The organism is Gilliamella sp. HK2 (genome assembly GCF_001690265.1).
GTDB classification, from domain to species: Bacteria; Pseudomonadota; Gammaproteobacteria; order Enterobacterales; family Orbaceae; genus Gilliamella; species Gilliamella apicola_C.
The window spans coordinates 1-14,866 of the sequence record NZ_LZGV01000098.1 but is presented as its reverse complement, the minus strand read 5'-3'; the positions used below and the strand labels follow the sequence as shown (position 1 = coordinate 14,866).

General features: G+C 34.8%; 14 protein-coding genes, 1 rRNA gene and 1 pseudogene. 13 read left to right on the top strand and 3 right to left on the bottom strand.

Annotated elements, in window-relative coordinates; genetic code table 11:
- Positions 1-80: 80 nt before the first annotated feature.
- Positions 81-764 carry a DnaA inactivator Hda gene (gene hda / locus A9G45_RS11830; RefSeq protein ID WP_065567298.1) on the top strand — a complete coding sequence of 228 codons (684 nt, stop codon included), beginning with the start codon at positions 81-83 and terminating at the stop codon, positions 762-764.
- Between the two features lies 1 nt (position 765).
- Positions 766-1,545 carry a Cof-type HAD-IIB family hydrolase gene (locus A9G45_RS11825; protein ID WP_065567297.1) on the top strand — a complete coding sequence of 260 codons (780 nt, stop codon included), beginning with the start codon at positions 766-768 and terminating at the stop codon, positions 1,543-1,545.
- Between the two features lie 23 nt (positions 1,546-1,568).
- On the opposite strand, the gene A9G45_RS11820 is transcribed toward A9G45_RS11825, so the two are convergent.
- The 3 genes from A9G45_RS11820 to tusB form a co-directional block, all read right to left on the bottom strand.
- Positions 1,569-2,675 carry an anhydro-N-acetylmuramic acid kinase gene (locus A9G45_RS11820; RefSeq protein ID WP_065567296.1) on the bottom strand — a complete coding sequence of 369 codons (1,107 nt, stop codon included), beginning with the start codon at positions 2,673-2,675 and terminating at the stop codon, positions 1,569-1,571.
- A gap of 4 nt (positions 2,676-2,679) precedes the next feature.
- Entirely contained in the window at positions 2,680-3,243 is a 564-nt protein-coding gene (locus A9G45_RS11815) for a Sua5/YciO/YrdC/YwlC family protein (protein WP_065567308.1), read from the bottom strand.
- 118 nt (positions 3,244-3,361) lie between these two features.
- Complete coding sequence (gene tusB / locus A9G45_RS11810; protein WP_065567295.1) at positions 3,362-3,643, bottom strand: sulfurtransferase complex subunit TusB; 282 nt, start codon at positions 3,641-3,643, stop codon at positions 3,362-3,364.
- Positions 3,644-3,775: 132 nt separating this feature from the next.
- Between tusB and tsaE the strand changes: the two genes are divergently transcribed.
- The 11 genes and pseudogenes from tsaE to A9G45_RS11755 form a co-directional block, all read left to right on the top strand.
- Positions 3,776-4,249, top strand: coding sequence for a tRNA (adenosine(37)-N6)-threonylcarbamoyltransferase complex ATPase subunit type 1 TsaE (gene tsaE / locus A9G45_RS11805; protein ID WP_065567294.1), 474 nt, complete (start codon positions 3,776-3,778; stop codon positions 4,247-4,249).
- A 62-nt stretch (positions 4,250-4,311) separates the two neighbouring features.
- Positions 4,312-5,016, top strand: a pseudogene (locus A9G45_RS11800) (N-acetylmuramoyl-L-alanine amidase); the annotation flags it as partial.
- A 20-nt stretch (positions 5,017-5,036) separates the two neighbouring features.
- Positions 5,037-6,887, top strand: coding sequence for a DNA mismatch repair endonuclease MutL (mutL, locus tag A9G45_RS11795; protein ID WP_065567292.1), 1,851 nt, complete (start codon positions 5,037-5,039; stop codon positions 6,885-6,887).
- The gene (miaA, locus tag A9G45_RS11790; RefSeq protein ID WP_065567291.1) at positions 6,884-7,795 is read left to right on the top strand and encodes a tRNA (adenosine(37)-N6)-dimethylallyltransferase MiaA; all 912 of its coding nucleotides are present in this window, start codon (positions 6,884-6,886) and stop codon (positions 7,793-7,795) included. Before mutL ends, miaA begins: the two co-directional genes overlap by 4 nt.
- A gap of 280 nt (positions 7,796-8,075) precedes the next feature.
- Positions 8,076-8,321, top strand: a complete 246-nt coding sequence (hfq, locus tag A9G45_RS11785; RefSeq protein ID WP_065567290.1) for an RNA chaperone Hfq — start codon at positions 8,076-8,078, stop codon at positions 8,319-8,321.
- A 20-nt stretch (positions 8,322-8,341) separates the two neighbouring features.
- Entirely contained in the window at positions 8,342-9,637 is a 1,296-nt protein-coding gene (hflX, locus tag A9G45_RS11780) for a ribosome rescue GTPase HflX (protein WP_065567289.1), read from the top strand.
- A gap of 23 nt (positions 9,638-9,660) precedes the next feature.
- A complete protein-coding gene (gene hflK / locus A9G45_RS11775; RefSeq protein ID WP_065567288.1) occupies positions 9,661-10,893 on the top strand; it encodes an FtsH protease activity modulator HflK in 1,233 nt (410 codons plus the stop codon).
- Between the two features lie 9 nt (positions 10,894-10,902).
- Complete coding sequence (gene hflC, locus A9G45_RS11770; RefSeq protein WP_065567287.1) at positions 10,903-11,862, top strand: protease modulator HflC; 960 nt, start codon at positions 10,903-10,905, stop codon at positions 11,860-11,862.
- Between the two features lie 20 nt (positions 11,863-11,882).
- Positions 11,883-13,181 (top strand): adenylosuccinate synthase, encoded by a 1,299-nt coding sequence (locus A9G45_RS11765; protein ID WP_065567286.1) that lies wholly within the window; start codon positions 11,883-11,885, stop codon positions 13,179-13,181.
- A 92-nt stretch (positions 13,182-13,273) separates the two neighbouring features.
- Positions 13,274-14,455, top strand: a complete 1,182-nt coding sequence (purT, locus tag A9G45_RS11760; protein WP_065567285.1) for a formate-dependent phosphoribosylglycinamide formyltransferase — start codon at positions 13,274-13,276, stop codon at positions 14,453-14,455.
- Between the two features lie 302 nt (positions 14,456-14,757).
- Positions 14,758-14,866: ribosomal RNA gene (locus tag A9G45_RS11755) — 16S ribosomal RNA — on the top strand; the annotation flags it as partial.

The window sequence follows — 14,866 nt, the reverse complement described above, 5'->3', positions numbered from 1 at the left end:
TCTTTTCTACAAAAGTGATTGATTTTTGTAAAAGCAAATTTATACTTAACATAATTGTATTTTTATTATGAGGTTATTTTATTACTCTTTCGCAGTTGCCTTTACCTTTTTCGTTACCCAATAATGAAACTTTTGATAGTTTTTATGTAGGCGATAATCGATTATTGTCTGATTCATTGCAATCCTTATTAGGTAAAGAGGGGTTTAATATCTTTTATATATGGTCGGTTAGCGCTGCGGGTCGAACGCACCTTTTACACGCATCAAGCCAAAACAAATTAGCTAGTTATATCCCGTTGAAGCAATATTATCATTTAGTACCTGAAATTTTACAGGGGTTAGATAATTATGATTTAGTCTGTTTAGATGATGTTGATGCAATAGCTGGCCATCGAGATTGGGAAGAGGCTATTTTTGATTTATTTAATCGTTTGACTGAAAAAAATGTGAGTAAATTACTGATAACGGCAAGTGCACCTCCTAAACAAATTTCTTTTATATTACCTGATTTAGTTTCTCGGTTATCTTGGGGACAAGTTTATCAATTAAAAGAACTTAGTGACGATGATAAGCTTAAAGCTTTACAATTAAGAGCACAATTAAGTGGTTTTGAATTATCAACAGAAGTTGGGTTATTTTTATTAAAACGTGTTAACCGTGATATGCGCACATTATTTTCTTTGTTAGAAAAGTTTGAAGTTGCAACGCTTGCACAACAACGAAAATTAACTATTCCTTTTATTAAACATATTTTGGATTTGTAATATGAATGAAAAACCTGAAGCTATCGTTTTTTTTGATTTAGATGGCACACTATTTAATAGTCAGATTGATATATTACCTAGTTCTATTGAAGCTATAAAAAAATTAAAACAAAATAATATTACTCCAATGATAGCAACAGGCCGAACACCTTGTGAAGTTATTAATTTAATGAAAAGAACTCAGATTGATTCCATTGTTGGTATGAATGGGCAGGTTGTTTTATATAAAGGTGAAAAAGTTTTTACAAATGATATTGATAAAGAGGTGATAGCAAGAATATATCAATATTCTAAACAAAAAATGAATATTCCTTTATCCTTTTATAATGATGAATTGATGCGTGTATCCGCCCATAGCCAACCGGCTGAGAAGTTTTATCATTACCTTAAGCAACCCGTTCCTCCCGTTGATGATCAGATTTATTTAAAAGAACCTATCCAGATGTTGTTATTATTGTGTGAGGAAGGTGAATTGCATTATCGTGATGTTTTTCCTGAGCTAACTTTTATTCGTAATACACCTTACTGTGTCGATGTTTTTAATCATGGAGGATCTAAAGGTTATGGTATTACTCAGTTGCTTCAAACTAAGGGATTTTCTGATGTGCCAACTTATGCATTTGGTGATGGTATGAATGATTTTGAAATGTTCTTAACTGTTGATCACCCTATTGCTATGGGGAATGCTGTTGATACATTAAAAGATAAAGCTGAATATATAACAGATACTAACAATAATGATGGGATAGCAAAAGCATTACAAAAATTTGGGTTGATTTAATTAACTTTTATCTATTTTTTAGTTTATTGATAAATAACTCCCAAACAAACCGCTTGGTTTGCGCCAGTTACTTCAGGAATATTGGAGGGAAGATTATTGATTTTACAATAAGCAAGCCAAGCAAAAGCGATTGCTTCCATATCATCACCGTTTATGCCTTTTGTATCTGTGGTTAATACTGACCATGAACGTAATAATGCCGATAGTCTTTGCATGATAAGCGGGTTTTTCGCTCCTCCACCGCAAACTAAAAGTTCACGAGGTAACGTGCTTTGTATCTTTAATTTATTAATTTCATTGGCAATGGATAAAGCGGTAAATTCAACCAGTGTTGCTTGAATATCTTCTGCTTTTAAATGTGTTCCTGCTAATTTTTTATGTAGCCACGGTAAGTTAAACAGCTCCCGCCCGGTACTTTTGGGGGCAGGCATTTGAAAATAGTCTTCTTTATATAAAAGGTTTAATAAGTCTTGATTTATTTTACCTGTTTTTGCCCATAATCCATTTTTATCATAGTTTTTACCTAAATGCTGCTTTATCCAACCGTCAAGTAACACATTACCTGGGCCTGTGTCATATCCAATAACTGTATGATTAGGAATGAGTACTGAAATATTACTTATTCCGCCTATATTTAATATTACGCGATTTATATGTTTATTTTGCAATACTGCTTTATGGAAAGCTGGAACGAGTGGTGCGCCTTGCCCACCATAAGCCATATCTTTACGGCGAAAATCAGCAATAGTCGTAATGCCTGTTTTTGCGGCAATAATATTGGCATCGCCAATTTGTAGGGTAAATGGATTGTTACCATTTGGTGCATGATAAATTGTTTGCCCATGACAGCCAATGGCTTTAATTTGTTTTTTATCTATCTTATTATTTTCTAAAAAGTTATTTATACTATTGGCAAAAAGTTTACCAAGCTTGTGATCTATTTCACCTAAATTTTGTAATGAAGTTTGCTTGGTTTCACACAATGTTAGTAAATGTTGTTTTAAATTGCTAGGTATTGGATAGCATGCACTTACTATTGATTTAACTTTTTTTTCGGTAATATTCACTAAAGCTATATCAATTCCATCCATGCTAGTACCGGACATCACACCTATATATAAATTTTGCATAACGTTATCCTTGCCGAAAAATTTGACCTGTTTTAATGTCTTTTATTTGTGATGGCTGTGTACGGTGACCTGTTTCACCATCTAAAATAGGGAAATCTGGACCAAACTGTTTGGCAACTTCGATAGCTGTTTTACAAGGAGGATGAGCAGAAATGTTAGCACTAGTTGAAACTATTGGTTTGCCATAAAGATCACAAAGTTTACAAACGACAGGATGATTCGTGATCCGTATAGCAATAGAATCGAATTTACCGGTCAAAAAATATGGTGTATTTTCATTTTTAGGAAAAACCCAAGTAATGGGCTCAGACCAATTAGTAAGGGCTAACTTTTTTTGTTCGTTGGTGATAGTTGATTCATCTATATAAGGTATGAGTTGTTGGTAATGGCTGGCAATTAGAATCAATCCCTTATCTATTGATCGCTGTTTTAGTTGTAATAGTTTTAATACCGCTGATTCGCAATTGGGATCGCAGCCCAGACCAAAAACAGCTTCAGTTGGGTAAGCAATCACTTCACCATTTTTTAAACAATTATTGATTTGCGATAGCGTTAATAAATTAGCCATTAAATTTAAATACAATCAGATTACAGTTAATATTTATATTAAACCTAGGTGTTAGGTTTGGCAAATGGGTATTATTTAGTTTTTAAACACCGCTAATGGTAAGCTTAATGTGCTGTTGTTATTCCCAATTTATCTGTGGGAAATAGCTAGCTGTTAGTTCAACAACTTGTTGCATATTAATAATTTTAAGTCTTGAATCGATAATATCATTTAGCCCACGAGCTTGAATATCGCTGTTGATGATATAACAATGCGCCGTTTTACTGATAATATCATTTAATAATGGAGTGTTTTTGATAGCTAGAACAACACCATTTTGCCAAAATAATATGGCATCTTGAGCGGATATTTGTTGTGGATCTAGAGCTAATGGATTTGCTGTTGAAATAGTATGTAACATTATTTTTCACTTTTTACAATGAAACGTAGGTTTTCCTGTAAGTTTTTTACAAAATCTAGGTTATCTTGTTTAGTACATCTTTAATGGTTATTAGTATATAATAAGAGATCATTATTGAGCAAAGAATTCATCATGAAACCGATTATTTTAACCAATGAGCACCAAACGATTTTGTTTGGTAGCAAACTTGCCAAACAGTGTTTAAACTATTTGTCTAAGCATGATGATACAATTGTTATCCATTTAATTGGCGATCTTGGCGCAGGAAAAACAACTTTTAGTCGCGGTTTTTTACAACAATTAGGCCATAAAGGTAACGTAAAAAGTCCAACTTATACGTTAGTAGAACCCTATCAGTTTGATGATTTTTCAGTTTATCATTTTGATTTGTATCGGCTTTGTGACCCTGAAGAATTAGAGTTTATGGGCATTCGTGAATATTTTGTTTCTCGATCGATTTGTTTAATTGAGTGGCCTGAGCGAGCAGGCGGTATCTTGCCTAATGTTGATCTCGAAATTCATTTAGCTTATTTAGCGCTTGAACGCACTGCTTGTGTGCAAGCAAAAAGCGAAAAAGGCCAAGTGATCCTTAATTTATCACAATAAAAATAAACAATTAAAAGACAATGAAAAAACTACTTATTTTTTTTATGTTAGTACTGCTTTGTAGCTCTGCTTATGCAACCAAAGTTGTGATTGCTGTTGATGCGGGGCATGGCGGTAAAGATTCGGGCGCAATAGGACAAAATAAGTTATATGAAAAAACAGTTACGCTTTCAATTGCTAAAAAACTGACCAACTTATTAAATAAAGATGCTAATTTTAAAGGTGTGCTGACTCGTGACAGTGATAATTTTATTTCTGTCTCGCAACGTTCAGAAATTGCTCGTAAAAATAAAGCTAATTTATTGGTTTCAGTTCATGCTGATGCTGCGCCAAATAGGAATGCAACGGGGGCTTCAATTTGGGTATTGTCAACTCAGCGTGCAGATACAGAGCTGGGGCGTTGGCTTGAAAAAGGTGAAAAACAGTCTCAATTACTAGGTGGTGCTGGTGATGCGCTTAGTGATGATCATGATCCTCATTTAAGTCAAGCAGTATTAGATCTACAGTTTTCTTATTCTCAACAAGTGGGATATCAGTTAGCAATGCAAGTCTTAAAAGCGATGAAAGGAACAATACCATTGCATAAATCTGTTCCAGAACATGCAAGTTTAGGTGTATTACGTTCGCCAGATATTCCATCAATTTTAGTTGAAGTTGGCTTTATCTCTAACGAGGATGAAGAAAGACTACTAAGTAATAATGCCCACCAAGAGAAAATCGCTAACGCTATTTATCAAGGTATAAAAAATTATATTAAACAAAATCCAAAATTTGGAGAACAGCATTAATGGCAATTCATATTTTATCGCCGCAATTAGCTAACCAAATTGCTGCAGGTGAAGTAGTAGAACGCCCAGCGTCAGTTATTAAGGAATTAGTTGAAAATAGCCTTGATGCGGGTAGTACTCAAATTGATATTGACCTTGAGCAAGGTGGCTGTAAATTAATCCGTATTCGTGATAATGGTTGTGGCATTGCTAAAGATGAATTAGCGCTGGCGCTTGCTCGTCATGCGACAAGTAAAATCAGTAAATTAGATGATTTAGATGCTATTATTAGCCTTGGATTTCGTGGTGAAGCGCTTGCAAGTATAAGCTCGGTGGCTAGATTAACATTAACTTCACGTACTGCTGAACAATCCGAAGCATGGCAAGTTTATGCAGAGGGGCGTGATATGAAACCGATCATTAAACCTGCTGCCCATCCTGTGGGATCAACGGTTGAAGTGCTTGACTTGTTTTATAATACGCCAGCAAGGCGCCGTTTTTTGAAAACAGAAAAAACGGAGTTTATGCATATTGAAGAATTTATTCGGCGTATTGCGTTAGCGCGCCCTGATGTCTCTTTTAATTTGCAACATAACGGAAAGTTAGTTAAACAGTATCGCTCATCGACCATTGAAAAAAGAGTCGAATTAGTTTGCGGTCGAGGTTTTATGCAAAAGTCTGTAAAGCTTGATTGGCAACATGAAGATTTGCTTATTCAAGGTTGGGTGACAAGTAGTGAAGTAAGTGATCTTCAATATTTTTATGTTAATGGAAGAGTGATTAAAGATAAATTGCTTAATCACGCTTTGCGTCAAGCTTATGTAAGCCGAACTAGTGAGCAACAAAGCTATGTAGTGTTTTTACAGATAGATCCAAAACAAGTTGATGTTAATGTCCATCCAGCTAAGCATGAAGTGCGTTTTCATGAAGCAAGGCTTGTTCATGATTTTGTTTATCAAGCTATTGTAATGGCCCTTGAGTCGAATTTAACCGAAGTGGAAGAAAAAGTAACAATACCTCCTAATAGGCAAGCAGCTGGTGATAATATCTTTAACCAACAAACAGCACCAAAAATTTATCAAGCAAGTAGCCAGTTATCGAAAAAACCAAGCAATTATGCAAAAGAAAATGCGTTGTATGGTCAGTTGGTGAATGTTGATCTTGCTCAAGATGTGGAAAAATCGGAGCCGAAAAAAACGCTTTTATCGACAGAAGAACATGAAATAACTGAGCCACAAAAAGCGGTTATCGAAGCTTTATTTCCTAAACGAAATATACCATTACAATCATTACAACAACAGCTTGATAACTCATCATTAGTACAATTTGGTCGGGTGTTAACTGTTATTCAGCCGGATATAGCATTGCTTGAAAAGTTTGAAGATAATCAACAAAAACTCATGTTAATGAAATTGCCAATTGCGCAGCAAAAAGTTGTTGCAATTAAATTATTATCGCAAGACTCTGAGAAATTGCTTATTCCATTAACAATTTTAATTAATCATAAAGAGCAACAAATTGTATCTACTTATCAACCTCAGTTAAATTTTTTAGGTTTTGAGTTTTATATTGATAAAGCTAAATTGTATTTACAAAACGTGCCTAAAATGTTGCGAGCAATGAACTGGCAACAAATTTTACCTGCTTTAATTAGTTTTATCTCATCATCTGAAAAGGAAGTATTCAATCCAACGCAAATTGCTGCTTGGTTAGCTAACCAGTACTGTGATAGTTGTACTGAGGTTTGGGGAGGATCTAAGGTAATTCAATTATTAGCACAGTTAGAGCAGATAGATATTAATTTGTTACAACAAGAATCATTTTTATATCCAATAGATATGCAATCTCTAACTCAATCAATTTTATTATGACTAAACCGAAAATTATTTCATTAATGGGGCCAACGGCATCGGGTAAAACCGCATTTGCTATGGCGCTTTATGATCGTTATCCAATTGATATTATTAGTGTCGATTCTGCACTTATTTATCGTGGCATGAACATTGGAACAGCAAAACCAACTCAAGAAGAGCAACAAAAATACCCGCATAAACTAATTGATATTTGTGATCCAGCAGAGAGCTACTCAGCAGCAAATTTTAGGCATGATGCCATTGTTGAAATTGAAAAAACCTTAAAAGAAGGTCGGATTCCATTGTTAGTTGGTGGAACAATGCTTTACTTTAAGGCTTTGATTGAAGGCCTTTCACCGCTACCAGCGGCCAATAGTGAAATTCGTCAACAAATAGAGGAAAAAGCCAATAAATTAGGTTGGCAAGCTATTCACGAAGAGTTAAAAAAAGTTGATCCTGTTTCGGCTGAACGCATTCATCCTAATGATCCACAGCGTCTTAATCGTGCTTTAGAAGTCTATTTAATCTCAGGTAAAAGTTTAACTGAGCTTACACAAGAAAGTGGTGAGGCATTGCCATATGATATTATGCAGTTTGCTATTATGCCACAAGATAGGGCACAATTACATGAACGTATTGAGCAGCGTTTTTTACAGATGTTAGATCAAGGATTTGAGAATGAAGTAAAAGCGCTTATGCAACGATCTGATTTGCATTTAAATTTGCCCGCTATCCGTTGTGTCGGCTATCGGCAAATGTGGGAATATTTAAATGGTGATATAAGTTATGATGAAATGATATTTAAAGGTATTTGTGCTACACGGCAATTAGCGAAAAGACAAATTACTTGGCTTCGTGGTTGGAAGCAACCTATTACATGGTTAAATAATGATAATATGGATTCAATTTTCCAAAAAATATTATGATTAGTAATTTTCATAGTGGTTTATAGTATATAATTGTAATATAGATAAATTTATGCAAAAAAATTATCTATATTTTGTGTTTTTTTTATATTTTTGGTTTAAATTTATTAAAAATTTAGTTATTTGTGCATAAATTTTATATGATTGGTTCAAGAGAAGTGCTTTTTATGTTATTTTGGTAGATACTAGATGTATCTGAAATAGTATGTAAAAATACATTGATTATTTATAAGTGTATTTATTTTATCTTCATATAATTACTTTTTTAAAGGATAAACTTATGTCAAAAGGGCAGTCATTACAAGATCCTTATTTAAATTTGCTTCGTCGAGAGCATATTCCTGTATCAATCTATTTAGTTAATGGTATTAAGTTACAAGGGCAAATTGAATCATTCGATCAGTTTGTTATTTTGCTAAAAAATACTGTAAGCCAAATGGTATATAAACATGCCATTTCTACGGTCGTACCTTCTAGACCTATTTCTGGACTCGTATCTCAGCCTGAAGAGGGAAGTGAAAGCTGATATTTCAGTGGAGATTCTGATTGTTTGAGCGATATAAAGGCGGTGAGACTGCCTTATTAGTCCATGTATTTTTCCCTCAAGAAAGCAATATTGAGGATCTTAAAGAGTTTGAAGTATTAGTTTCTTCTGCTCGAATAGAGATTCTCGATATTGTGACGACCTCAAGAAAATCGCCGCAAGCCAAATATTTCATTGGTGAAGGTAAAGCACAAGAAATAGCTGAAAAAGTTAAACAACTCGGTGCTTCTGTTATTTTAGTCAATCATACTTTAACTCCTTCTCAAGAACGTAACTTAGAACAACTATGTAAATGCCGCGTTGTGGATAGAACAGGATTAATTCTTGATATTTTTGCCCAACGAGCTAGAACGCATGAAGGTAAATTGCAAGTTGAGCTAGCTCAGTTACAACATCTTTCGACACGATTAGTGCGAGGTTGGACTCATCTAGAACGGCAAAAAGGTGGTATTGGCTTACGTGGTCCTGGTGAAACTCAATTAGAAACTGATAGACGATTGATTCGCCATCGTATTCAATTAATTTTCTCAAAGTTGGCTAAAGTTGAAAAACAGCGAAATCAAAATCGTCAATCAAGAAATAAAGCTGATTTATCGACAGTATCATTAGTTGGCTATACTAATGCCGGTAAGTCGACTCTATTTAATGTGCTAACTAATGCAGATGTTTATGCTGCTGATCAATTGTTTGCTACTCTTGATCCAACTTTAAGGCGCATTAATGTTGATGATGTAGGAGAAGTTGTTTTAGCTGATACAGTCGGTTTTATTCGCCATTTACCACATGATCTTATTGCGGCTTTTAAAGCAACATTACTTGAAACTCAAGATGCCACTTTATTATTACATGTTGTTGACGCAGCGGATCCTAATTTATTGGATAATATGCATGCTGTTGATGAAGTATTGCTTGAAATTGATGCTCACGAAATACCAACACTACTCGTTATGAACAAAATCGATTTAATTGAGGGTAAACAACCAGGTATTGATCGAGATGAAAATGGTATGCCAATTCGAGTTTGGGTTTCTGCACAAAATGGTTTAGGATTAGATCAATTATTTATTGCTTTGAAAGAAAGATTAGCTAAGCAAATTCAAGTTTGCCATTTAAGCTTGCCAGCTTACTTAGCAAAACTAAGAAGCCGTTTATATCAGTTAAATGCGGTTGAACATGAGCTTATTAGTGAGGATGGTAGTTTTTATTTAGATGTGAGAATTCCCTCTATTGAATGGAATCGCCTCTGTAAACAAGAACCAGATCTGTTATACTTAATCAATAAGCAAAATAATAACTAATTGTTAAATGGAGCATATAAAATATGGCGTGGAATCAGCCCGGAAATAACGGACAAGATAATGATCCATGGGGAAGCAATAACAAAAAAACACCCAATAATTCATTAGGTGATTTATTTGATAAAATCAAAGACCTCTTAAGGAAAAGTAATTCAGGTAACCATAATAACGGTTCATCAGGCATTAAATTACCGATGGATACGTCGAAAATTGTTGGTGCTATAATAATTGTTCTTGCTCTTCTTTGGGGTGGAAATGGTTTTTACACTATCAATCAAAGCGAACGTGGTGTTATTACCCGATTTGGTCAAGTTCAGCCCGAAATTATTCAACCTGGATTAAATTGGAGTCCACCATTAATTGATAAAGTGTATAAAGTTGATACACAAGGTACGCACAATTTTAATGTAAATGGATTTATGATAACAACAGGTGAAGATTTGGTCTTTGTTGAGATGAATGTGCAATATCGTATCAACGATCCTATAAAATATTTATTTAAGGTCACTAATGTTAAAGACAGCCTACAACAAGCTGCAGATAGTGCTTTACGCACAGAAGTAGGTAGCTCAAGTATGGATGATATTTTAACTGATGGGCGTTCCGCATTAGAAACTCGCACTAAAGATGAGTTGGTTAATGTGATTAATAATTATGATATGGGAATTAGTATAGTGGATCTTAATTTCCAATCAGCTCGTCCTCCTGAAGCTGTACAAGAAGCTTTTAACGATGCAATGAATGCTCGAGAAGATAAAAAGCGTGAAATAAATAAAGCTGCTGCTGAAAAAGTTAAGCAAGTTCAACAAGCTGAAGGTCTATCCGCAAGAATTCTGGCAGATGCAAATGCTTATAAAGTTAAAGTAGAACTTGAAGCTGCTGGTGATGTCGCTCGTTTTGAAAAAATCTTACCACAATATAAGGCTGCGCCAGAAATTACTAAAGAACGCTTATATATTGAAACTATGGAAAGAGTATTGGCTAAAACGAAAAAAATTTTGGTTAACGATAAAAGCGGAAATTTAATGGTATTACCTCTAGAGCAACTATTGAAAAATACAAATGAAAAGCATTCTGAACCAATGGCTTTATTAAATGAAAATAGTGAATATAATTCTAATATGGCGATCTCTTCTGAAACAATAAAACATCAACCTCAGACGACACAAGAATTATCAAAAGAGGTTAATAGCAATACAAATAATACCATTAGCACCAGCAATAGTACGCGAACTGCGCGATTTATGGGAAGATAAGGAGAAAGTATGCGCAAATTATTGATTCCTATAATATTTGTTTTAATTGGTGTGTTTTTTTCTAGCGCTTATGTTATTGAAGAAGGAACTCGGGGTATAGTTTTACGATTTAATAAAATTATAAGATTATCAGATCCTGGATTACATTTTAAAATCCCTGGAATGGATAATGTAAAAGTTGTTGATGCTAAAATTCAAACAACAAATAGTTCTGATAATGTTGGTAAAGAACAAAAGTTTATAACACGTGAAAATAAAGATTTAGTTGTTGATTATTTTGTACAATGGAAGATTGTTGACTTTAATCGGTACTATGAAACTATTGCAGGTGGTAATAGTGTTGAAAACCTATTGCTTGCTCGGTTAAATGGCCGTTTAAGAGCCGAAGTTGGTAAATTAGATATCATTGATATTATTAATGACACCAATAATAACTCTCGCAATTCTATTATGACACGTGTAAAAGATGCTTTAAATGGCACAGCACAAGAAGCGGCTAAAAATGAATCTACTGAAGGTATTATTAGTGAGGTTGAAAAAGATTCTGAAAATAATAAAACCAGTATGAGATCTTTTGGTGTTGAAGTCATTGATGTCCGTATAAAGAAAGTTAATTTTCCTCAGGAAATATCTAATTCAATTTATGAACAAATGAAAGCAGCTCGGAAAGTTGTCGCGCAAAACCAACGTTTCCAAGGGGTTAAAAAGGCTGATGAAATACGAGCAGAGACTACATTAGAAGTTACAAAGATTTTATCTGAAGCTGAACGCCAATCTCGATCTATTCGTGGTGAAGGTGATGCAAATGCAGCTAAACTTTATGCCGATGCTTTTGGTAAAGATATAGAGTTTTTTAGTTTTATTCGTAGTTTAAAAGCTTACGAACAAAGCTTTACAGGTCATGATATTTTGGTCATTAGTCCTGATAGTCAATTTTTTCAATATATGAAATTAAAATCTAATAAATAACAGAATGAGATAAATAATCTATGAGTAATAATGTTGTTGTGCTAGGAACACAATGGGGTGATGAAGGCAAAGGTAAAGTTGTTGATTTACTCACAGAAAAAGCAAAATATGTTGTTCGTTATCAAGGTGGGCATAATGCTGGTCATACATTAGTGATTAATGGTGAAAAAACAGTATTACATTTAATTCCATCAGGAATTTTACGCAATGATGTGATAAGTATTATTGCAAATGGTGTAGTACTTTGCCCTGATGCTCTAATGAAAGAAATGAAAGAGCTAGAAAATAGCGGTATACCTGTTAAAGACAGGCTCCTTATTTCTGAATCATGTCCTTTAATTTTACCTTACCATATTGCGTTAGACCAGGCTCGGGAAAAAGCCCGTGGTAGCAAAGCAATTGGAACAACAGGGCGTGGTATTGGCCCTGCTTACGAAGACAAAGTAGCTCGGCGCGGGCTTCGAGTTGGTGATTTACGTGATCGCCAAGCTTTCGCTGAAAAATTACAAGAAGTTATGGAGTATCATAATTTTCAATTAGTTAATTACTACAAAGCAGAAGCAGTTGATTATCAAAAAGTTCTAAACGACACATTGGCAATAGCAGATATTTTAGTTTCTATGATTGCTGATATTCCCACTCTTTTAGAAGATGCACGCAAAAAAGGTGAGAGAATTATGTTTGAAGGTGCACAAGGTACATTACTTGATATCGATCATGGTACTTACCCTTTTGTTACCTCTTCTAATACCACCGCTGGTGGTGTAGCAACGGGATCTGGTTTTGGCCCACGTTACGTTGGTTATGTATTAGGTATTGTTAAAGCCTATTCTACACGAGTTGGTGCTGGTCCATTTCCAACGGAATTATTTGATGAAACAGGAGAGTACCTTTGTAAGCAAGGTAATGAATTTGGGGCAACAACAGGCCGTCGTCGTCGTACAGGATGGCTTGATGCAGTTGCTGTTCGCAAAGCGGTACAACTTAATTCTGTATCTGGATTTTGTTTAACTAAACTCGACGTGCTAGATGGGCTTAAAGAGGTTAAGATCTGCATTGGTTATCAATTACCAAATGGAGATGTGATAAAAAATGCTCCAGCGTCTGCTGAAGAGTGGGGCTTAGTTAAGCCTGTGTATGAGTCAATGCCCGGCTGGAGTGAATCAACTTTTGGTGTTAAAAGTTATGATGCTTTACCACAAGCAGCGAAAGCCTATATAAAACGGATTGAAGAACTAACCGAAACACCAATTGATATTATTTCAACAGGGCCAGATCGAAGTGAAACTATGATTTTACGAGATCCATATTCAGTATAATTTTAAATTGAGAAAAATCGGGATAATTATCCCGATTTTTATTTTAAGCTTATTAATTAAAATACAGTGATATAAATCTATAAGAGAATATTATGGCAAAAATAGGAACACCATTATCATTAAGTGCAACAAAGGTATTACTTTGTGGTGCAGGTGAATTAGCCAAAGAGGTTGTCATTGAATTGCAGCGTTTTGGGTGTGAAGTTATTGCTGTTGATCGTTATGCTAATGCGCCAGCCATGCAAGTTGCACATCGTTCTCATATTATTAATATGCTAGACGGTGATGAGCTTAGAAAAATTATTGAGATAGAAAAACCTAATTATATTGTTCCTGAAATAGAAGCAATAGCCACCGATACTTTATTAGAATTAGAAAAAGAAGGATTTGTAGTTATTCCTACAGCTAAAGCGACGCAATTAACCATGAACCGTGAAGGTATACGTCGTTTAGCCGCAGAAGAACTCAAATTGCCAACTTCACCATATCGTTTTGCATTAAATAAAGCCGAGTATAAGCTTGCAGTTAAAGAAATAGGTTTCCCTTGTTTAGTTAAACCTGTAATGAGTTCTTCGGGAAAAGGGCAATCTTTAGTAAGAAGTGAAGCTGATATTGAATTTTCATGGAAATATGCACAAGAAGGTGGCCGTGCAGGTAGGGGTAAAGTTATTATTGAAGGTTTTGTTGATTTTGATTATGAAATTACGCTATTAACTGTTAGGCATATTAACGGGGTTTTATATTGTGAACCTATTGGCCACCGTCAAGAAAAAGGCGACTATCGAGAATCTTGGCAACCGCAGCAGATGTCAGCTAATGCATTATGTTTAGCTAAAGATATCGCTATGAAGATAACCGAAGCTTTGGGGGGGTATGGGGTATTTGGTGTAGAGCTGTTTGTTAAAGGCGATCAGGTTTGGTTTAGTGAAGTATCACCAAGACCACATGATACAGGTATGGTTACATTAATATCACAAAACATCTCAGAGTTTGCATTGCATGCTAGAGCTATTTTAGGATTACCAATACCTTTAATTGAGCAATATGGTCCAAGTGCATCAGCGGTATTGTTAGCAAATGGTAACTCTGATCACATTACTTTTTCTAATTTGGACAAAGTATTAAATGTTCCAGGTACTGATTTACGCTTATTTGGTAAACCTGAAGTTAACGGAATAAGACGAATGGGAGTTGCTTTAGCTAAAGCAGCAACAGTAGAAGAAGCAATTAAAAAAGCGGTTAATGCAATTAATCAGCTAAAAATAACCTTCTAACCTTGTATTTTGACTAAAAAATATTCATTTGAAATAAAAAAAAAGAATTTTATGAAATAGAGGGTTGACGTGGACAAGTGAAATGCGTAACATACGCAACCCTTGAGACAGCGAAGTAAATTGACGAAAAGTTAGTTGATTTAAAAAAAGCTGTTAGCTCTTTAAAAATAAGAAACAGACAATCTGTGTGGGCACTTGCGAGACAAAAGATTAAAGTCTACGGACTAAAAAATTAAGTCTTGATAAGTGACACTGAAGATTCATTTGAATATGTCAGAGACAGTTATTGAGCATCAAACTTTAAATTGAAGAGTTTGATCATGGCTCAGATTGAACGCTGGCGGCAGGCTTAACACATGCAAGTCGAACGGTAACATGAGTGCTTGCACTTGATGACGAGTGGCGGACGGG